Here is a 20381-nt window from a genome sequence, read left to right on the forward strand (position 1 = left end):
TGGTTCCGCCGCCTGCGCATCCGCTGGGAGATCCGCGACGACATCCACGAGGCGTTCATGACCCTGGCCGCAGCCATCATCTGCTGGCGACGCCTCGTCCGCTGATCATTCTGTTAGAAGCTCTAAGACGTCGTCTCATTTGGCGGTTTCAGTGGTGAGGCGGTCGAGCCAGTCGTTGAGTAGCTGGTGCTCGGACGGGGACAGGCTGGTCTGGCCGGGAAGGTTGGCTTTGAGGGCGCGGGCGGCATGGGCGACTCCGGGCTGGGGCAGGATCGCGGTCTCGGTGGTGATGGCGGAGATCGTTGCCTCTCGTATCGCCGAGATGAGCACGGGGTCGCGTTGGTCTTCTGGTTGGTCCAGCCATTGGAGGACGGCGCCCCGAGCAGTGGCTTGGAGGATGCCGGCGGCGAGCGTTTCGTCGACGCGGAGGCGGCCGGCTGCGGCGACGCGTTGGATGCGTGCGTGCATGCGCTCTTCTCCGGTTCGGGCTGCGGCGGTCATCGTCGCTGACCGCGGTTCGCCGTAGATCAGCAAGAACAGTTCGGGGTTGTTTTGACCGAACTCGACGGCCAGCGACCAAGCAGAGCGCAGGTCATTCACCGGGTCATCGGAGGGCTGTAGCGGGTTCTTGGTGGCGTGGAAGCGGTCGTGTCCGTATTCGGCAACGGCTGCCAGCAGCCCGTCCTTCTCGCCGAACAGCCGGAAGATCATCGGCGGTGAGACACCGACGCGGCTGGCGACAGCCCTGGTGGTGACCGCTCCCCGTCCACCCTCTGTGAGCAGGTCCGCGGCGGCCTGAACGATCCTGTCGCGCGTCTGGTCCTCCTTGGCTGCCCGAGTGCCGCTCGGCTCTCGTGGGGCGGTTGTGGACTGGTCGTTTCCCATCGCTGGCCCCCTCGTCTTGCCGCTGATCTCCTGTCCGTTCCAACGATACCGCCAGATGCGGACCGGTGGTACGATCAGTGGAACGCTGATTACGTATCACTGATTCAATGCTTTGGAGGGCGTGGCATGATTCTCGTGACTGGGGCGACCGGCAACTTGGGAAGCGCGGCCGTCGGCCAACTGCTCGCGCGCACCGACGCATCGCAGATTGCGGTGCTCGTGCGTGATCGTGACAAGGCCGCCGGGCTGGCGCAGCAGGGCGTGTCGGTTCGGGTTGGCGATTACGACGACCGGGAGTCATTGGCGGGCGCGCTGGAGGGTGTCGATCGCGTCCTGCTGGTCGCGTCCAACCAGTTTCAGCGACGAGAAGCCCAGCATCGGAACGTGCTCGATGCAGTGAAGGCCGCTGGCGTCGAGCTGCTGGGGTTCACCAGTCGCTCGCTCACCGACCCGGAGAACTCCAGGAACGTGATGTTGCACGACTACTTTCAGACTGAGGCGCAGATCCGCCAGAGCGGGCTGCCGTTCGTGATCTTCCGCAACGCCCTGTACCTTGACACCCTGCCGTTCTTCCTCGGCGGCCCGAAGGTGTTCGAGGAGGGCATCCGGCTCCCCACCGGACAGGGAAAGGTCGCGTTTGCGCTGCGGCGCGAGATGGGCGAAGCAGCGGCCAACGCGATGCTCGACCACACCGGCTCTGACCGCACCTACGTCCTCGCCGCCCCCCACGCCTACACCTTCACTGATGTCGCTCAGGCACTCAGCGACATCTCCGGTCAGACCGTCACCTATGAGTCGGTCACCGATGAGGAGTTCGTTGCCCGCGCAGTCAAGGTCGGGGTTCCCGAGCAGACGGCCCGCCATCTCGTCGACTCCCTCCATGACGTTCGCGACAACCAGCTCGACGAGACCAGTACCGACCTGGAGAGGCTGCTCGGCCATGCGCCGGCATCGCTCAGGGACGGGCTGGCGGAGCTGTTCTCGGTCCCGAACCCGGCTTAGGCAGTCGATGGGAGGAGGCGTGAGCACCGGCCCGACGGGTGGCGTATGAGCAGCCGTCAGCTGAACCAGAAGCTCGCGGTCAGCGTCGTGTACGTGGCCGCCCCCGTCGGCGCCGCCCTGGTGTTTCGGACGTTCCCGCCACAGGAGCGTGTGCGTGCCTCCTCGATCATCCTCATACCCACGGCCCTCGCGCCCGCCTTGAGACCCGTCGTCGGAGAGCTGCTGGTCACCTAGGCGACATGGGGGCGGGTGTTCTACGTCAACGTCCCGATCAGCATCCTCGCGGTCATCTTGGCTGTTCTACCTCCAGCACACCGTCGAGGCTCAACTCGGCCGCTTCGACCGTCCCGGCTTCCAGCTCTCCGGGACTGCCTGAAAGTCGGCTCTGTCGCACTTTCGGTGGTAGCGGAGGGTGAGGTTATTGGAGGAGGATGCGGTGGCGCAGGAGACGGAAGCCTGCCCGGCCATACATCTGCCTCTTGATCAGCTTCGTCTTGGTATTGACGCCCTCGGCGCCGCCGTTGTGGTACTTGCTGGTCAGGGCGGCGCGGACGGCATCGTGATCGAGCCGCAGACCGCGGATGAAGGAGTGGACGTGCGGCAGGTTGACCTCTTCCGCGGCACTGATCCACTCCTGCAGCCGGTCGCCGTTGCCGTCGGCGGGGCTGAGGAGCCGAGCGAAGGCGCGGACCAGTGAGTCGAGGTGCCTCATCTCCGTGCAGGCGCTGATGGTCTTGTGGAGGAGTTCCTGCTGGTCAGGTTTGAGGGTGTCCGGGCGACTGAGCAGCAAGCGGGAGAGCTTGCGGGGTGAAATGGCCGGCGGGTCTCGGCGTCGATCAAGATGGTGGCTCAGCTCCGACAGCGCCGCAGCGAGAAGTCATCCACGCCCAGCACCCGCGGCGCACTCGGACAAGCAGCTCCACTCCGCCTGCTCCCCGAACCCACAACCGATCCGGACCAGCTCACCCGCCTCGACATCCGCCGACAAGATCGACTAAGCGGTGCCCTCCACGAGTACCGACATGCGGCCTGACCAGCACGGACGATTATTCGGCACCCGCAGGGCTGACGGTCGGCCTGAGCCTATCTGGCCGAGACCGACGGTGGCGGGCCGGGGATTGACGATCTCGCCGAGCCGCGCCGCGTCGGGATGCATCGCCTAGAGACTCTGACCACCGCTGAGTTCGATGCAGGCGCCGTTCGCCCAGCCGAACGCGGTGGACAGCAGGGCGGGCACGGCGGCACCGAGATCGTCCGGGGTCCCTATTCTGCCCAGGGCGATGACTTTGGCGGACAGCTCCTTCACCGCGTCGGTGTGCATGATGCCACCGCCGAAATCGCTCTCGGTCGCGCCGCCCCTGAGGGTATTCACGCGGATCCCGCGATCGGCCAGCTCGACGGCCTGATACCGGGTCAGCACCTCCACCGCTCCCTTGACCGCGGCATAAGCGGATCCACCGGGAACGACCGCTCTCGTCAACGCGGTGGACAGGTTCAGAATCCGTCCCCCGTCCGCCAGCAGAGGCAGAAGACGCTGCGTGAGGAAGTACGGGGCCTTCAGGTTCACCGCGACCAGTTGGTCGAACTGTTCCTCGCTCGTCTCAGCGTACGGCGGGAAGAACCCGATGCCCGCGTTGTTGATCAGATAATCGAACTGCTGTGCCCCCCAGTCGTGCAGCAAACGCGAAACGCTTTCCGCGAAGGCCGGGAAGAGTTCACTGCGCGACAGGTCGAGCTGCAGGAAGGCCAGCCTGCCGCCGTTCTTCGTGACCTGCGCCGCGAACTCCTGCGCCTCGGTGGCGCTGCGGTTGTACGTACCGATGACCGACACACCGGCATCGGTCAGATGGGCGGCCATGCTGCGGCCGAAACCGCGACTTGCTCCGGTGACCAGAGCAATCTTCGATTCATTCACCCCGGCATCTTGACCGTGCGACCCGCGGCGATGCCAGCACGTGTCCACTCAGTGGCCGCTCCGAGCCGCGAGCGCCTCGATCGCCTTGCCGGCACGCTGGACATGCGCGGCGAAGTTCTCCGCCCGTACGTGGGACGATGTCGCGATCTGCAGCGATGCCCGCTGCCCGCCGGGCAGGGTCAACAACCTCGCGTAGCACGTGAGGCCCTCGAGCAGGTCCTGGTCATCGACGGCGGCGGCGAACGGCCGAACGCGGGGCGACTGCCGGTGTTTCGGATCGAGTACCAATGCCGCGGCCGTCAGGTCGGGCATCTCGATACCGGCGTACGCGTCGATGGGCAGTTCCTCCCGACCGGGGATCATCTCCATCGCCACCAGGGATGTCTCGGTCGGGACGACGAGCGAAACGGTCGCACCGGTCTGATCCCGCAGCGTCTGGATGACACGGTTGACGCTGGTGCGAACGCCCTCGAGCGGTTGCGCCCGGCCGGCGATCCCGAGCAGCTGCGGGGACACCGCCCACCGCCCGTCGGCACGCAACTCGACCGCTTTGCTCCGGCGCAGCTGACGGAGCAGCCGGTGGACCGTGGACCTGGGTATCGATGTCAACTCCGCCAGACTGGACATCTGACGGTGTTCGTCCGCATCCGGCAGTGCGCGCAGGACACGGAAACCACTCTCGAGAACCTCCCGCCCAGACCCCTGGCCAGGTGCCATCGTGTGCTCCTTTCGGGCTGATCGGTAATGATCTCGTGAGAAAGGTAGTCGGCTACATGCCGTCGTCCATCCTCTGTGAGGAACCAAAAATAGGGACCGCTGTCTACCCCGTCTGGGTGGAACAGCACGATGAAGCCTCGGCTGGGTTTCTTGCCGTCTGGGCTGCGTCCCACCGCAAGAGCATGCGGACCCCAGCCCGGCCAGTGACCCGTCCAAGCCGTGATCGCCGGCGAGGGCGATGCGCACCAGGATCCGCCATAGCCAACGTGACAGCAGCGGCTTCGGTGGACCCGCGTCTCGAGGAACTTCAAGCGCAGCACGCGCTACAGCGCGCCCGTGACGGGTCAGGTCAACGCGAGTTCGGGGGACCTCTCTCATGCCGTCGATGCGTACCCGATCACGGTAGGTGGTCCAGCCCACACCACCAGGTCGACTGGAACGACGAGAGTCGTCTGGCTTACCGGCCCATGCCGCTGTACCGGCGTGATCAGGCCGTCGACGCTCGCCAGGTGGCCTACTCGGCGAGAGACCGCCGCCGACCGCAACTACGCTATCGACCACGCTCCCGAATGGGACGACATGCGAGGGCAGGGGCAGAACCTCAACAAGTGCGGTCTGACCCGAAGCCGATCAGGACGGGCGACGTCTTCTGGAACGAGCCGCGCATCAAGGCGATCGACGGCCACCGCGTCGTCTGCGTGGACCGAGCGGCGGTTTACGGCGCCTTCTACTGCCAGCAGGAGACGTCCGCCGGCTACGGTCCCTACCCCAACGGGCTCATGAACCCACCGTCGTGGAAACGCTGGAGGCTCTGTCGTCGACCCGCTGGGAGTGCGCCCGAGTTCTGGTCTCGCTGTTCATCCTGCACACCCTGCGCGAGATCGCTGCGGCTGCGGAACAGCCGATGGTCAAGCCCTCGCTCCTGCGGCGGCGCTACCCCACCCGACGCAAGGCCACCTTCCGGCAGGAATTTGTCCATGACCCCGCCGAACACGCCCTGGTTCTCGCGCGGAGAAGGGATCCCATCAGCTGCTTCCCTTCCAATCGACGCCGTGTGCCCGGCCGCTTCGCGGCAACCGAGCACACGGCGAGCACCCACGCTCCCGGTTGCGGGCCGCGCTCGTGGCACCGCCCGCCGATGACGTGGTGGTGAGGTCCGAGACGGCCGGCAACCGGGAGGAACGAGGCCGGTCAGCCGATGGCGACGGTGAAGATGTGCATCGCCGCTGTGCCGGCGACCGCGCCGTCGCTGATATCCGGCAGCGTGAGGTATCGCACCGTCTTGCCTGTCTGGAGGGGTATCGCGGCGTAATACAGGCTCACCTGCTGGTCCTCCCGGCCGCCGGCGGTGTTGATGTACGGGACCGTGGTGACGATGTCGCCGCCGATCGCCGCGTTGGCCCACCAGTCCGCGAAGCTGATGGTGTGTGAGTCGGTGGTGCCGTCGGTGTAGGTCACGGTCGCGGTCCCGACCGAGCTGCCGTAGTCACCGGTGCCGATCAGGCCGAGTGTGCGGCCGGAGCCGGAGATCGCGATGGTCTGCCCGCCGGCCACTCCGCCGGCGACCACGTTGTCCGGGGTGCCCGGTTGCGCCTTCGGCCAGGTGAAGGTCAATCCATCATGGGTGAATGTGGCGCCTGGGGTGAGGCTGGGCGTCGCGTTCGCCAGCGCTTGGGCGGAGAAACTGGCGCCGTTGCCGTCGATGTCGCCCGTGCCGGGGTCGGCGTCATCACTGATGGCCACGTTGTTGTACGCCGCCGGGAACGATGAGTACGGCGGATGCGGCAGCAGCGTCGTGGTCGCGTCCGTAGAGGTGCCCTGCCCGTTGACGGAGGTGAACGTCGCCTGCGCCGATATAGCGAATTTGCCGGGTTGAGCCGAGGCCGGTACGCCCACGCGCCAGGTCGTGCTGACCGTCTGCCCGGCCGCCACGGTGGTGAAGGTGGACGGTGAGGTGGCCTGGGAGGTCCAGCCGTTGGGCACGGTCAGCGTCAGGCTCACGTTGTGCAGCGGCTGGGCGCCCGCCGGGTTGGGCAGCGTGGTGGTGGCGGTGAACGTCGTGCCCGGCTGTACCTGAGCCGGCGCGCTGAGCGTGAACGGCTGCTTGACCACGACCGGGGTAGAGCCGGTGACCCCGTTCACCGTGACGCTGATGGTTGCCACGCCGGGGGCGACCAGGGTGACCTTGCCGGTCGGGCTCACCCGGGCCACCTGCGGATCGCTGCTGCGGTACCTGACCTGAGTGTGCGTCAGGTCGACGAATGACTCGTCGTTGTTCACCGCCTCGACGATGTGGTCGGCCGGGACGTGCTGGGAGGCCTGTGCCGTGTCATCGGCGATCCACGGGTTCTTACCGGCGAGGTCGATGCTCTCGCCCGGCGCGAACACCACATGATCGGGCTGCACGGTCACGTACCGCGTCCTCGGGGTGATGGCTCCGGTGACGCTCACCGTGCTGGTGGCGACGATGTGGTCGGCGTCGGTGCCCACCCTGAACTGATAGGGACCGTCGTACACCACGTCGCGGTGCCGGCCCTCGTCCCAGAAGGCCAGATCGCTCATGCGCACCGGAATGGCCAAATGCTGGGTCTGGCCGGGTGCCAGGACGTTCGTCTTCTGGAATCCGGCCAGTCGTTCGCGCGGGAGTTCCACGCCGGGCACGGTGAACGGCGTGGCCGCGTAGAGCTGGGCGACGGTGGCGCCGGCCTTGCGGCCGGTATTGGTCACGTCCAGCCGTACGGTCACCTGCCCGTCCGCGTGGACGGTCCTGGTGTCGGTACGCACGTGCGAGTAGGCGAAGCCGGTGTAGGAGAGGCCATAGCCGAACGGATACGTCGGCGTGCCGGTGAAGTACTGGTAGGTGCGGCCGATGCCACCGGTCTGGGACGGGGTGAGGCCGTAGTTCTTCATCCCGGGCAGTTGTGCGTCGTCGGCGTACCAGGTGAAGTCCAGGTGCCCGCTGGGATTCTGCTTGCCGAACAGCACGTCCGCCAGCGCGGTGCCCTGGCTCTCCCCGTTGTAGGCGCTGAAGACGATGGCCGGGAAGTCGTTCTTGACGTTGTCGATGGTGACCGGGCCGCCCGCCTGGATGGCCAGAGCCGTCCGAGGATTGCCGACCGCTTTCACCTGGTCGATCAGCGAGTCGTAGTCGCCCGGCATGGCGATCGTGGTGCGGTCCTTGCCCTCGGTGGCCAGGTTCGTGTCCGTGCCGACGAACACCACCACCAGGTCGGCGGTTCGCATCGCGGCCAGGGTCTGCGCCGAACATTTCGCGGGAGTGGTCGCGCTGGTGGACGTGCCGCACGCGTCGAACGCGACCGTGGCCTTCGGGTTGGCCGCCTTGATCGCAGACGTGATGCCCTGTACCGCGCTCACCTGGAGCGCCGGTTCGCCGGAGTAGTCGCCGAGGTCGACCGTGCCGGCCAGGTCACCGACGACGACCACGTTGTCGAGCGTGGCCGGATCGGCCGGTAGCAGCGGTGCGTCGGTGTGGGGGACCGGGTCGTTCTTCAGTAGCACCAACGAGTTCGCCGCAACCTTTTCGGCCAGCGCCTGATGTGCCGGGCTCTGAATCTGATCCTTAGTGATCTTCGTGTAGGCCACCTTGCTCGGCGGGTCGAACTCGCCGGTCCGCATGCGCATGGTGAACAGGTGCACCAGTGCGTCGTCGATCACGCCCTCGGACAGCACCCCGGCCTGGATGGCCTCCTTGATGTTCGCGGAGGTGTCCTCCGAGCCGGTGCAGTTGAGCTGGGTGCCCGCGCGCAACGCGTACGCCTGGCCGCCGGCGGCACCGGAGACCTGCCGGCCGGTCGCGGTGTTCGTCCACTGTGTCGTGCCGTTGGTGGTGGCCGCGGTCCAGCCCGGCGGCGCCCAGGCATGGCTGCCCGGCGCGTAGACGTCGCCGACGGCGCCGCAGTCGGACGTGGTGTAGCCGTTGAACCCGTACGTTCGCTGCGCCAACTCGTTCGCCGTGTAGGTGTCGGCTGGGGCCGGCGTGCCGTTGATCGCGTTGTACGAGGTCATCAGGCCGGACACGTGGGCGTTCTGGATCAGATCCCGGAACTGCCTGGTGTAGTAGTCACGGATGTTGGCGTCCGTGGTGTCCGAGGAGTCAGCGTGCCGGTCGTTCTCCACGTCGTTGAGCGCGTAATGCTTGGCCGTGGCGGCGACCTTCAGGTAGGGCGTCATCGGCCGGCCCGATCGGGTCTGGCCCTGGTAGCCGTTCACGAACGCACCGGCCATCCGGCCGACCAGGTACGGGTCCTCGCCGAATCCCTCGTCGGTGCGGCCCCATCGGGGGTCGCGGTCCATGTTCACGGTCGGGGCCCAGTAGGTCAGCGAGCCGTAGTCGCTCGCGGACGGGCCGAGGTTGTTCTGGGCGACACCCCACAGCGACTTGTCCAACATGCCGCGGGCTTCGTCGGAGATCGCCGTGGTCTCCTGGTAGATCAGGTTCGGATCCCAGGACATGGTGCTGGCCAGGTTGGTCGGGAAGCTCGTCGCGTGCACCCCGCCGCCGACGGTGCCGTGATCGGTGTTCGCGCCGAGCGTGTTGAGCCCGTGCTGGCCCTCGCTCCAGTACGTGTACTGCTGTACGCCGAGTCGGGGAATGGCCGGAGCGCTGTTCGTGTGCAGCTGCTGCACCTTCTCGTCGAGAGTCATGCGGGAGACGAGGTCGGCAGCCCGCTCGGCGAAGCCGTAGTGGGTATCGCGGTAGTCCGGGAGCACGGTCGCGGTCGGCTGGGCCGCTGGGGCCGCGGACGCGGACGCGGACGGGACCAGTGTGGCCGCCGTCATCGCCGCGACGAGCAAAGGAGCGGCGACGGACCGTGCGCGCCGCCGGCCGGGAGAGGCTAAGGACATCGAAATCTCCATCGTCGGTGTTCGGTGGCGCGTCAGCAGGACCTAAGAGTCGTGAGGTCTGCTCAACGAGGCCCGGGGGAATGTGAAACTCATAGTCCGAACTGGGGTGACATTCGCCATCAAATCGATAGCAGCTGATCGACCATGCTGCAAGCAGCCGAATTCGCCTTCGCACCGAGATGCCGACGGACTTCAAGCCGGGCGAAACTAATCGGCCGGTGAGTCACCCGAGGCCGGCAGCGGACAGGCCCTGGTCGTCGGCTTCCGCCATCGCAACGATGAACTCGTCCTCAATCGGCCGCTCGCGCAATGCGCGGATGAAACTTACACGGCGGATGGCCGCGCCTTCGCCCCTGCCGGGGACGGATCGGCGGGTTGCTTCGCTGGTCCGAGACGGTGTCGGCTGGATATGCCCGCTCGTCCGCCAGGGCGGGCCGTTGACGCGCCGGGCCGACGGGACGAACATCTGGGCTTCTCCGGTAACGACGCGACTCGTTGTTCTGCGCTGACGAAGGCCCACGGGCGAGGAGGTCCCATGCTGCGGTCTCTGTTCCGGTTCCGGTTCCTGAGATCTCGCCTGCTCGGAATCGTCCTGGCGGTCGGGGCTGTGGTCGGTGTGAGCCTGCCCGCCGCGCCCGAGGCCGCCGCCGCCTCGTTGACGCAGATCACGAACTTCGGCACCAACCCGAGCAACCTACTGATGTACCTCTATGTGCCGAACAACGTTAAGCCCAATCCGCCGATTCTGCTGGCTTTGCACGGATGCCAGGGCACTGGGCCCTACCTGTACTCCAGCACCGATTTCGGGAAACTGGCCGACCAGTACGGGTTCATCGTCATCTATCCCTCGACCAATCCCAGCGGCAGTTGTTGGGACGTCTCGTCCAATCAGGCACTGACGCGTAACGGCGGCAGCGACCCGGTCGGGCTGATGTCGATGATCACGTACACCGAGCAGCACTACGGTGGGAACCCCAACGCCGTGTACGTCACCGGCGAGTCGTCGGGCGGGATGATGACCAACGTCATGCTCGCCGACTACCCCGACGTGTTCAAGGCGGGCGCGGCGTTCATGGGCGTGCCCTACCACTGCTTCTACACCGGAACGGTCCGCGGATGGAACGGGTCCTGTGCCGGCGGCCAGGTCAGCATGAGCCCGCAGCAATGGGGCGATCTGGTGCGCAACGACGCCTACCCCGGCTACACCGGTCCGCGGCCCAGGGTGCAGTTGTGGCACGGCACCGCCGACACCACCCTGAACTACAACAATCTCGGTGAAGAGATCAAGCAGTGGACGAACGTGCTGGGGGTGAGTCAAACCCCGTCGTCGAGTGACACCCCGGTCACCAACTGGAACCGGACCCGCTACAACGACAGCTCCGGCACCACGCAGGTCGAGGCGTACAGCATCGCCGGCGCCGGGCATCAGCTGCCGATCCAGGGCACGCAGATGGCCGCCTACGCGATTCACTTCATGGGGCTGGACGGCAGCGGATCCACCGGCGGCAACACCGTCACCGTCACCAATCCCGGCAACCAGACGGCCGCTTCTGGCACCCCGATCAACACACTGCAGATCCACGCCACCGACTCGGCGAGCGGGCAGACACTCACCTACAGCGCCACCGGCCTTCCCCCCGGCCTGGTGATCAGCTCCAGCGGCCTGATCACCGGCACTCCCACCAGCGGCGGAAGCTTCTCCACGACGGTCAGGGCCACCGACCCCACCGGTGCCACCGGTTCCACGACGTTCACCTGGACCGTCAGCGGCGCCGGCAGCACGGGTGCGCTGCGCGCAGTGGGCGCGGGTAAGTGCCTGGATGATCCGAACTCGACCGCCACGCTGGGCACGCAGCAGCAGATCTACAGCTGCAACGGTCAGGCGAACCAGACCTGGACGCACGACTCCTCGAAGGAGCTGACGGTCACGGTCGGCGGCAGCACCCTGTGTCTTGACGCCAACGGCCAGGGCACCACCAACGGCACCAAAGCGGTCATCTGGTCCTGTAACGGCCAGGCGAACCAGCAGTGGAACCTTAACTCCAACGGTACGATCACCGGCGTCCAGTCGGGCCTGTGCCTGGATGTGACCGGCGCGGGAACCGCCAACGGCGCCCTGGTCGAACTTTGGTCGTGCAACGGCGGTGGCAACCAGCAGTGGACCCTCGGATAGCCGGAGCCTGACGCAGACGGAGTTCCGCCGCAAAGTGCTGGACCTGATCAAGGCCGGCAGGCCGGGGAACAGCAGGTCAGTGGGTATCGATGACTCTCCTTGACGTCGGTTGAGGGCAGTTCAGCGACCATGCGTGCTCCCGATGCTCCCGCTCCCGGAGGGAGCACGGTGGGGGAGCATTCCGGGAGCACTATCGCTCACCCGGGCTGGTCGATGGTTCGGGGGATCTGGCGGTTCTCGCAGTGAGCGCCGAGGCTGGGCGGCGAGAGGCCGTGGCCATGCGATCGGCATAGGGGACAGATCGCATGGCTATGAAGTGCCTAAGCGGTCTGCTGCGCGGTGCCGCCGTCGGCGTTGACGTCGATGTGAAGCGGGACTGGCTGAGCGCATGGCTGTCGGCGCGGACCTGGTTTCTGGCGGGTCTGACCGGTCTACGAAGCGGCGGCCGAGGAACCGTCCAGCATGGGCGGCTTCTCGTTCGGCGCCTCATCCGAAGCCCATGCCGCCCCACGTGTGAGGAACGTCCGGGTCGGATGATTATCATGATCGCCGGAGCAGGTGTCCTGCTGACCACAGGACGCCGGATGAGAAGGTCGGACGGGAGTCAGTCGTGACCACCGCACTGATCGTCGGCGATATCCAGCAGGGAATCACGAGCAATTACCCGTTCGCCAAGCAAGTCGTGCCGCGGCTCACCGAACTCCTCCCGCGCGTCCGCGCGGCCGGGGCTCTCGTTGTGTTCGTGCACTTCGCCTTCCGGGGCAACGGGACCGACCTGCCGCCGGGCAACGAAATGTTCAGGACGTTCTACGAAGCCGGCGACGCCTTCCACGAGGGGTCGGCCGGAACCGCGATCGATCTGCCGGTCGCCGACGAGGACGTCGTCGTGCTGAAGCGCCGTGCCAGCGCGTTCGCCGGCACAGACCTCGACCTTGTGCTCCGCGCGGCCGGTGTCGACACTCTCGCGATCGCCGGAGTCGCGACCAGCGCGATGGTGGCTGCGACGTGTTACGACGCGGCAGACCGTGGCTACCAGGTGACCGTGCTACGTGACGGTTGCGCCGACGGCGATCCGGCGATGCACGACTTCTTCATGGACGCCGTCTTCCCCAGCCGGGGATTTGAAGTCCTGTCCTGCGCCGGCTTCACACCGTCCGCCGGGCCCACCGGTCGAGCAGCCCGCAGGCGATGATGACCACGAGGCAGAGGGCCCCGGCTCCGCGCAACAGGACACCTGATGTGCCCCGGGTTCTGTAGAGCCCTGTTGGCTGGCTTTCATGCCGGGTGGGTGTTCGGGTGAACACCGCGCCGGTCCCGGGCGCGCCCTGGTCGCGGGCGCGGTCGAGGCCGGCGCGAGCCGAATGGGCCCAGCGGGGCGAACCTGGCTCCCGAAGCCCTGACGGCTGGGCGGTCTTCGCTGAGGAGGTCGCCACCTACCCGCTCACCGAAGAGGCCCGCGGCAATGTCGCGCGATGTCCGCCGCGAGGTGCGTGGGCGTGTCATCGGGCATGATCTGGGCCGAGCAGTTGGCCGGTGCTCAACGAGCGGGTGAACTCCATGATCCGTCCGCTGGGAGGCGGTGACTCGGCACCGGGGATTCACCCGGCACGCGATCGGAACACGACCACTCCCCGTCCGCGTTCCCCCGGACAGCAGACGGTCAGCGGGTGGCGAGGGTGCGGATGATCTGCGCGATCGTCTCGGTCACCGCGTCGCGGGCCGGGCGGAGGTACTTGCGCGGGTCGGTCAGCGTCTCGTCGGTCAGTATTCGGCGAACGGCGGCGGTGAAGGCGACGTTGAGCTGGGTGCCGACGTTGATCTTGGTGAGGCCGCGGGCGACTGCCCGGCGCAGGTCCTCCTCCAGGACGCCGCTGGAGCCGTGCAGGACCAGTGGCACCGGCACGGCGGCGCGCAGCTTCGCCACGAGCCCGATGTCGAGGCTCGCGCTCTTGGTGGTCATGGCGTGCGAGCTGCCCACCGCGACCGCGAGGGCGTCCACTCCCGTGGCGGCCACGTAGGCGACCGCCTCGCCCGGATCGGTGCGCGCGGTCGGCGAGTGCACGCCGTCCTTGCCGCCGACCTCGCCGAGCTCCGCCTCGATCCAGAGGCCGTGCTCGTGCGCCCAGTCCGCCGCCGACCGGGTCGCGGTGAGGTTGTCCGCGTACTCCAGGTGCGAGGCGTCGTACATCACCGAGCTGAAGCCCGCGTCGGCGGCCCGGTGCAGCAGGTCGAGATCGTCGACGTGGTCGAGGTGCAGGGCGATCGGCACGCGCGCCGTCTCGGCGATCAGCGCGCAGGCGGCGGCGAGCGGTTCGACGCGGCCCTGGTGGTGGCGGACCGCGTTCTGGCTGATCTGCAGGATGGCCGGGGCGCCGGCCAGCTCGGCGCCGGCCACGATGCCCTCGGCGTGCTCGACGGTGATGACGTTGAAGGCGCCGACGCCTTCGCCGGCCTGGCATGCGGCGGCGACCAGGTCGCCGGTACGGCTCAGTGACACGGGCGAGCACCCTCCCTGGGCGAAATGTCCCTTGATGTCCACTCTTGACGATCCCAACGAATCCCAACTATAACCATGTAACCCCCAATTAACCAGGATGAAACTCAAGCCCCGGTGGTGTTCTCTCGTGCCTGACCTGCTCATAGGTGTCGACGTGGGGACCAGCTCCGTCAAGGCGGCCGTCTGTACGGCCGACGGACGGGAGGTCGCCCACGGGAGTGCCGCTCTGACCTGGAGCAGCACGCCGAACGGCACCGAGATCGACCCCGCGCGCGTGCTCGCCGCCGTACAGGCCGCGTTGAACGACGCGTTGGCCTCGGCCCCCGAGGGCCGGGTCGCCGCGCTGGGCGTGGCGAGCATGGCCGAGGCGGGGGTGTACCTCGACGGGGATGACCGGCCGGTGGCCCCGCTCATCGCCTGGCACGACAGCCGGGACAGCGAGCAGGCCGCCCGGCTGGACGCGGACCTCGGCACGAAGACCTTCGCCGCCGCCACCGGGCTGCCGCTCGGCACCCAGTGGTCGCTGACCAAGCACCGCTGGCTGCGCGACCACGGCGGCCTCGATCGGGCCGTCCGCCGGCTGCACGTCGCCGAGTGGGTGGTGTACGCCCTGGGCGGCGAACCCGCGTCGGAGTTCTCCCTCGCCTCCCGTACGGGCTGGTTCCACCTGCGCGACGGGCGCTGGTGGGAACCGACGCTGGAGTGGTCCGGGATGGACCCGGCGCTGCTCCCGCCGACCGTGGCGGGCGGGACCCCGCTGGGGCGGATCGCCGCCGACCGCGCCGGTGACCGCCTCGCGGGGGCCGTGCTCACCCTCGCCGGCCACGACCACCTGGCGGCGGCGGTGGGCGCGGAGGCCACCGGCGACGGTGACGTCCTCGACTCGTGCGGGACCGCCGAGGCCCTGGTCCGTACGGTGCCCGCACCGCTCGCCGAGGCGGCGGTGGTCGAGTTGACGCGTCACGGGGTGACCGTGGGCCGGCACGTCCTGCCGGACCGGCTGTCGGTGCTCGGCGCGACCCGCGGCGGGCTGCTGCTCCAGCACGTGCTGCGGCTGCTCGGCCGGGACCGCGACGACCTGCCCGAACTCGACCGGGCGGCGCTGCGGACCGACCCCGGCCCGCTGCGCGTACGGCTCGCCGGGGACGGCACCGCGACGGTCGGCGGCGCGGGGCGGAACGCCACCCCGGCCGCCGTCTGGCGGGCGGCGCTCGACGAGGCCACCTCGGGGGCGGCGGCTCTACAGAAGATCGTCACCGGCGCCGCCGGTGCGCACCGCGAAGTGGTGATGACCGGGGGCTGGTCGAACAGCGAGGCGATGGTCGAGCTGCACCGCCGCGCTTTCGGCAACGCACGCCGGAGCACGGCCGTGCAGGCGGGCGCCCGCGGCGCGGCCCTGCTCGCCGGGCAGGCGGCGGGACTGTGCCCCGCCATCCCAGGGAGGAACGAATGACCGAACCACTGCTGGAGGCCCGCGGCATCGAGAGGAGCTTCGGGCAGGTCCAGGCCCTGCGCGGAGCCGACTTCACGGTGTACCGCGGCGAGATCGTCGCCCTCATCGGCGACAACGGAGCCGGTAAGAGCACGCTGGTGAAGATCCTGTCGGGAGCGGACCAGCCGAACGCCGGGCAGATCTTCGTCGAGGGCCGGCCGGTGCGGCTCGACAGTCCGCATGCCGCCCGCGACCTGGGCATCGAGACCGTGTACCAGGACCTGGCCCTCGCCTCGGACCTGGATCCGGCGGCCAACCTCTTCCTGGGCCGCGAGGTGTTCCGGCGCGGATTGCTCGGCCGCCTCGGCTTCCTCGACAAGCGCGCGATGGCCCGCGACACCACGGGCGAGATGGAGCGTCTCGGCGTACATCTGAAGGACGCCGCCGCGCCCGTCGCCGCCCTGTCCGGCGGCCAGCGGCAGAGCGTCGCCGTGGCGCGGGCCGCGATGTGGGCCCGCCGAGTGATCTTCATGGACGAGCCGACCGCCGCGCTCGGGGTCGTGCAGACCCAGCAGGTGCTCGAACTGATCCGCCGGGTCCGCGACGCGGGGATCGCGGTCGTGCTGATCAGCCACAACATGCCCCAGGTGCTCGAGGTCGCGGACCGGGTCGAGGTGCTGCGCCTCGGCGCCCGGGTGGCCCGGTTCAAAGCCGCCGACGCCACCGTCGAAGACCTCGTCGCCGCGATGACCAGCGGAACCGCAGAGGAGCGTGCCGCATGACGACCGCCCAGACCAAGGTCGCGGAGCAGCGGCCACCGGCCGCCGACCGTTCGTGGCGGACCGTCGCGGAGCGCCTGCGCCGCGGCGAGACCACCCGGATCTTCGGCGCGCTGGTGCTGCTGTGCGTGGTCTTCTCGGTCCTGCGCCCGCACGCGTTCCCGACCTCGGGGAACATCGTCAACATCGCCTCCGACGCCGCCGTCCTGCTCGTCCTGGCGGTCGGCGCGACGTACGTCATCCTCACCGCCGGCATCGACCTGTCGGTGAGCGGCGTGCTGGTGTTCGCCGGCGTCATCTCCGCCAAGGTCATGCACGGGCTCGGCGGGCAGTCCGTCGGCGTCCTGCTGGTCGGCCTGCTCGCCGCGCTGGCGGCTGGGCTGGTGTGGGGTCTGATCAACGGCTTCCTCGTGGCGAAGGCGCGGATCCCCGCGCTGATCGTCACCCTCGGCACCATGGGCGCCTCCCAGGGCGTCGCGCTGCTCATCACGAACGGCGTCGACGTGCGCGACGTGCCGTTCAACCTGGTCATGAGCGTCGGCTCCGGCACCGTCGCCGGGGTGCCCTGGCTCGTCGTGATCGCGCTCGTTGTGGCCGTCATCGGCGGCGTCATCCTGTCGCAGACCCGGTTCGGGCGCTACACGTACGCGGCCGGCTCCAACAAGGAGGCGCTGCGGCGCACCGGCGTCGACGCCTCCCGTCACCTCATCAAGGTGTACGCCGTCGCCGGGCTGCTCGCCGGCCTGGCCGGTTACCTGTCGCTGGCACGGTTCGCCACGACGACCCTCGGTGGCCACGCCACCGACAACCTGTCCACCATCGCGGCGGTCGTGATCGGCGGTACCAGCCTCTTCGGCGGCCGCGGACTCATGATCGGCACCGTCATCGGCGTCTTCATCCCCACCGTGCTGCAGAACGGCTTCGTCGTGCTCGGCGTCCAGGCGTTCTGGCAGCAGGTCGCGGTCGGAGTCGTTCTGATCGCCGCCGTCTACCTCGACCAGATGCGCCGGGCCGCCCGAGAACGGCCCTAGTACCCCAGGAGGAATCAATGCGGACCATCGGTGTGCTCGGAGCGGCCGCGGCGCTGGCAGTCGGCCTGGCCGCCTGCAGCAGCGGCGGAGGCTCCGGATCCGGTACGACCGGCGGAAGCGTGAAGGGGAAGACCATCTCCTTCGTGCCGGGCGTCTCCGGAGACAGCTTCTACATCACGATGCAGTGCGGCATCCAGGCGGAGGCCGCCAAGAACGGCATGAAGGTCGACATGCAGGCGCCGCAGCAGTTCGACGCGTCGCTGCAGACCCCGATCGTCAACGGCGTCATCGCCAAGAAGCCGGCCGGGATGCTGATCGCTCCGACCGACGCCAAGGCGATGGTGCCGCCGCTGCTGCGGGCCAAGCAGGCCGGGATCACGATCGGCCTGGTGGACACCACCCTCGCGCAGAGCGGCCTCGCCGTCACCGGCGTGTCGACCGACAACAAGGCGGGCGGCGCGGCGGCCGCGGACGCCCTGGCCAAGCTGATCGGGCAGAAGGGCAAGGTGCTGGTCATCGCTTTCAAGGCGGGCGCCTCGACCTCCGACGACCGGCAGCACGGGTTCGAGCAGGAGATCAAGAAGTACTCCGGCATCCAGTACCTCGGCGCGCAGATCAACGACAACAGCCCCGCCAAGGCCGCCTCGATCATCTCCGCCACCCTGGCCGCCCACCCCGACCTGACCGGCGTGTTCGCCACCAACCAGTTCGCCGCCGAGGGCGCGGCCACCGGCCTGCGCAACGCGGGCAAGCAGAACAAGGTCAAGGTCGTCGGTTTCGACGCCGGCCCCGTTCAGGTGCAGCAGCTGCAGCGCGGTGACGTGCAGGCGCTCGTGGCCCAGCAGCCATACCAGATCGGCACCCAGGCGGTCGACCAGCTCGTCGCGTCCCTCACCGGCAAGAAGCCGACGGCTGAAATCGGGACAACGACCACGACGATCACCAAGGATGACTTGTCGACCGACACAGGACGGCAGGCCGTCTACAAGACCACCTGCTAGCCGCGGGCCTCGGCCCGCCTGGAAGAGAAGGGACCGTGGTGGCACCGACTGGTGACTCCGCCCGACGGGCCGGACGCCCTCCGTACGCCGCGCAGCGCCGCCAGCTCCTGCTGCGGACGCTGCGCGACACGGGACGCATCGACGTCACGGACATGGCCGACCGCCTCGACGTGTCGACCGAGACGATCCGCAAGGACCTCACCGAGCTCGAACGGCAGGGCCTGCTGCACCGTGTGCACGGCGGCGCGGTCGCCGTGGAGGACCTGTCGTTCGAGCCGGCCGTCGGGGCGCGCACCGAGTACACCGACGAAAAGCGCCGGATCGGCCGGGCCGCCCTCGCCGAGGTGCCCGCGGAGGGGTCCGTGCTGATCGACGCCGGGTCCACCACGGCCTGCCTCGCCGAGGTCATGCCCGCCGACCGCGACCTCGCGGTGTTCACCAACACCCTGACCATCGCGATAACCCTGACGACGCGGCCCCGGCTGACCGTGCACACCCTGGGGGGCCGGATCCGCAGCCGCACGTTCGCCGAGGTCGATAACTGGGCCGTCCGCGCCCTCTCGGAGATCCGCGTGGACGTGGCCTTCCTCGGCACCAACGGCTTCACCGTGGAGGACGGCCTGCGCACACCGGACGAGTCGGAGGCGACCGTGAAGCGGCTCATGCTCAAGGCCGCCCGCCGACGCGTCCTGCTCACCGACCACAGCAAGCTCGGCCGGATCAGCCTGTTCAAGTACGGGGATCTGGCCGAGATCGACCTTCTGATCACCGACACCGGCATGCCGGACGCCGACGTCCGCAGGCTCGAGGACGGGGGAGTGAAAGTGATACGGGCATGATCGTGACCGTCACGCCGAATCCGAGCGTGGACCGGACTCTCACCGTGGAACGGATGACCCACGGGGACGTTCTGCGGGCCACGAGCAGTTGGAGCGAGCCCAGCGGCAAGGGCGTCAACGTGTCTCTCGCCCTGCGCGGCCACGGCTACGCCACCCAGGCCGTCATCCCCATCGGCGGCGCCGAGGGCGCGCGCCTGGAGGCGATGCTGCGCGCGGCGGGCCTGGACTACGTCCCCGTCCCGATCGACGGCGAGATTCGCAGCAACGTCAGCGTCCTGGAACCCGACGGCACGGTCACCAAGGTGAACGAGCCCGGTCCGGAGCTGTCGGAGGCCGAGCTCAAGGCCCTCATCGATGCGGTCGCCGTGATCGGTGAGCGGGCCGAGTGGATCGTCGGCTGCGGCAGCCTACCGGTCGGCACGCCCGCGGGCTTCTACGCCGACATGGTGGCCGCCGCGCGCGGCACCTCCGCGCGCATCGCCGTGGACAGCTCCGGGCCATCGCTGACGGCCGTACTGGCGGCCGGACCCGACCTGATCAAGCCGAACGCGGCCGAGCTCGCCGAGGCCGCCGGCCGCCCGGTCGAGACCCTGGGCGACGCCCTCACGGCGGCCCGCGTCCTGCAGGACCGGGGCGCGAAGTCCGTCCTGGCCAGCCTCGGCCCGGACGGTGCGGTGCTTGTCGAGGGCGGCGACGCCGTGCACGGCGAAGCGTACGTCGCGGAGACCCGCAGCACCGTCGGCGCGGGCGACGCCCTGCTCGCCGGGTTCCTCGCCGCGGGCGGGCACGGGCCGGAGGCGCTGCGCTCGGCGCTCGGCTGGTCGGCCGCTGCCGTACGGCAGCCGGGCACCGTGCTGCGCGCGGACGGCACCGGCACCACCGCCGAGGTCATCCTGCACGACCGCATCGACGTCGGCCGCCGCCTGCGCCACTCGTAGGGGCCGTTCGCGCGTCGCCATCGGCACGCCGGTGGCGCTGGTCGTGTGAAAGCCACTCCTCCTGTTCCCGCGGGTGACGTCGCCCGGGCTCCCCCGACCCGCGGGGTGACCGATCACCTCCGCCGGCCGGCATCGCCGGCGGCGTGCGGCTTGCCCCCTCGGCGTGGCCCGCGACATGGTCGAGGCGGCGCGCCGGGCGTACGAGTCCGGCATTCCGGTGGCCCAGAGCGAAAGGACCGGGCATACGGAAGCGAGGAGGCCGTGGCCGGGTCGTGACCGCTCTCGGCATCGCCATCGTGACCGTCG

18 protein-coding genes are annotated in these 20381 nt (G+C 68.8%); 11 read left to right on the plus strand and 7 right to left on the minus strand.

Annotated elements, in window-relative coordinates; genetic code table 11:
* Positions 1-135: 135 nt before the first annotated feature.
* A complete protein-coding gene (locus NE234_RS42510) occupies positions 136-885 on the minus strand; it encodes a TetR/AcrR family transcriptional regulator (RefSeq protein WP_252786850.1) in 750 nt (249 codons plus the stop codon).
* Positions 886-1011: 126 nt separating this feature from the next.
* Between NE234_RS42510 and NE234_RS42515 the strand changes: the two genes are divergently transcribed.
* Together NE234_RS42515 and NE234_RS42520 are read left to right on the plus strand one after the other, a co-directional pair.
* The gene (locus tag NE234_RS42515) at positions 1012-1887 is read left to right on the plus strand and encodes an SDR family oxidoreductase (RefSeq protein WP_252786851.1); all 876 of its coding nucleotides are present in this window, start codon (positions 1012-1014) and stop codon (positions 1885-1887) included.
* Between the two features lie 45 nt (positions 1888-1932).
* On the plus strand, positions 1933-2121 hold the full coding sequence (locus NE234_RS42520) for a hypothetical protein (protein ID WP_252786852.1): 189 nt from the start codon (positions 1933-1935) through the stop codon (positions 2119-2121).
* Between the two features lie 184 nt (positions 2122-2305).
* Here the strand turns inward: NE234_RS42520 and NE234_RS42525 are convergent, their stop codons facing one another.
* The 3 genes from NE234_RS42525 to NE234_RS42535 all read right to left on the minus strand — a co-directional run bounded on the left by NE234_RS42525 (position 2306) and on the right by NE234_RS42535 (position 4519).
* Complete coding sequence (locus NE234_RS42525; RefSeq protein WP_308207005.1) at positions 2306-2749, minus strand: transposase; 444 nt, start codon at positions 2747-2749, stop codon at positions 2306-2308.
* 297 nt (positions 2750-3046) lie between these two features.
* On the minus strand, positions 3047-3802 hold the full coding sequence (locus NE234_RS42530) for an SDR family NAD(P)-dependent oxidoreductase (RefSeq protein ID WP_252786854.1): 756 nt from the start codon (positions 3800-3802) through the stop codon (positions 3047-3049).
* Between the two features lie 48 nt (positions 3803-3850).
* On the minus strand, positions 3851-4519 hold the full coding sequence (locus NE234_RS42535; RefSeq protein WP_252786855.1) for a helix-turn-helix domain-containing protein: 669 nt from the start codon (positions 4517-4519) through the stop codon (positions 3851-3853).
* A gap of 793 nt (positions 4520-5312) precedes the next feature.
* Here NE234_RS42535 and NE234_RS42540 point away from each other — a divergent pair.
* Positions 5313-5672: a hypothetical protein gene (locus NE234_RS42540; RefSeq protein WP_252786856.1), complete on the plus strand. Its 360-nt coding sequence runs from the start codon at positions 5313-5315 to the stop codon at positions 5670-5672.
* A 38-nt stretch (positions 5673-5710) separates the two neighbouring features.
* Here NE234_RS42540 and NE234_RS42545 read toward each other — a convergent pair whose 3' ends face one another.
* Together NE234_RS42545 and NE234_RS42550 are read right to left on the minus strand one after the other, a co-directional pair.
* Positions 5711-9385 (minus strand): glycoside hydrolase family 3 C-terminal domain-containing protein, encoded by a 3675-nt coding sequence (locus tag NE234_RS42545; RefSeq protein WP_252786857.1) that lies wholly within the window; start codon positions 9383-9385, stop codon positions 5711-5713.
* 223 nt (positions 9386-9608) lie between these two features.
* On the minus strand, positions 9609-9851 hold the full coding sequence (locus NE234_RS42550) for a hypothetical protein (protein ID WP_252786858.1): 243 nt from the start codon (positions 9849-9851) through the stop codon (positions 9609-9611).
* A 69-nt stretch (positions 9852-9920) separates the two neighbouring features.
* Here NE234_RS42550 and NE234_RS42555 point away from each other — a divergent pair, with 69 nt between their 5' ends.
* Together NE234_RS42555 and NE234_RS42560 are read left to right on the plus strand one after the other, a co-directional pair.
* Positions 9921-11558: an extracellular catalytic domain type 1 short-chain-length polyhydroxyalkanoate depolymerase gene (locus tag NE234_RS42555; RefSeq protein WP_252786859.1), complete on the plus strand. Its 1638-nt coding sequence runs from the start codon at positions 9921-9923 to the stop codon at positions 11556-11558.
* Positions 11559-12168: 610 nt separating this feature from the next.
* On the plus strand, positions 12169-12750 hold the full coding sequence (locus NE234_RS42560) for a cysteine hydrolase family protein (RefSeq protein ID WP_252786860.1): 582 nt from the start codon (positions 12169-12171) through the stop codon (positions 12748-12750).
* Positions 12751-13218: 468 nt separating this feature from the next.
* Here the strand turns inward: NE234_RS42560 and NE234_RS42565 are convergent, their stop codons facing one another.
* Positions 13219-14055: a class II fructose-bisphosphate aldolase gene (locus tag NE234_RS42565; RefSeq protein ID WP_252786861.1), complete on the minus strand. Its 837-nt coding sequence runs from the start codon at positions 14053-14055 to the stop codon at positions 13219-13221.
* Positions 14056-14152: 97 nt separating this feature from the next.
* Between NE234_RS42565 and NE234_RS42570 the strand changes: the two genes are divergently transcribed.
* The 6 genes from NE234_RS42570 to NE234_RS42595 are packed head-to-tail and all read left to right on the plus strand — an operon-like array spanning position 14153 to position 20075.
* Complete coding sequence (locus tag NE234_RS42570; RefSeq protein ID WP_256530287.1) at positions 14153-15508, plus strand: FGGY-family carbohydrate kinase; 1356 nt, start codon at positions 14153-14155, stop codon at positions 15506-15508.
* Complete coding sequence (locus NE234_RS42575) at positions 15505-16269, plus strand: ATP-binding cassette domain-containing protein (protein WP_252786863.1); 765 nt, start codon at positions 15505-15507, stop codon at positions 16267-16269. The genes NE234_RS42570 and NE234_RS42575 overlap by 4 nt, the downstream gene beginning before the upstream one ends.
* Positions 16266-17297 (plus strand): ABC transporter permease, encoded by a 1032-nt coding sequence (locus tag NE234_RS42580; protein WP_252786864.1) that lies wholly within the window; start codon positions 16266-16268, stop codon positions 17295-17297. Before NE234_RS42575 ends, NE234_RS42580 begins: the two co-directional genes overlap by 4 nt.
* Positions 17298-17314: 17 nt before the next feature.
* The gene (locus NE234_RS42585) at positions 17315-18298 is read left to right on the plus strand and encodes an ABC transporter substrate-binding protein (RefSeq protein ID WP_252786865.1); all 984 of its coding nucleotides are present in this window, start codon (positions 17315-17317) and stop codon (positions 18296-18298) included.
* 35 nt (positions 18299-18333) lie between these two features.
* Entirely contained in the window at positions 18334-19137 is an 804-nt protein-coding gene (locus NE234_RS42590) for a DeoR/GlpR family DNA-binding transcription regulator (RefSeq protein WP_252786866.1), read from the plus strand.
* Positions 19134-20075, plus strand: coding sequence for a 1-phosphofructokinase family hexose kinase (locus tag NE234_RS42595; protein ID WP_252786867.1), 942 nt, complete (start codon positions 19134-19136; stop codon positions 20073-20075). The genes NE234_RS42590 and NE234_RS42595 overlap by 4 nt, the downstream gene beginning before the upstream one ends.
* The last annotated feature ends 306 nt before the right edge of the window (positions 20076-20381 follow it).

The organism is Actinoallomurus rhizosphaericola (assembly GCF_024055675.1).
Classification (GTDB): domain Bacteria; phylum Actinomycetota; class Actinomycetes; order Streptosporangiales; family Streptosporangiaceae; genus Actinoallomurus; species Actinoallomurus soli.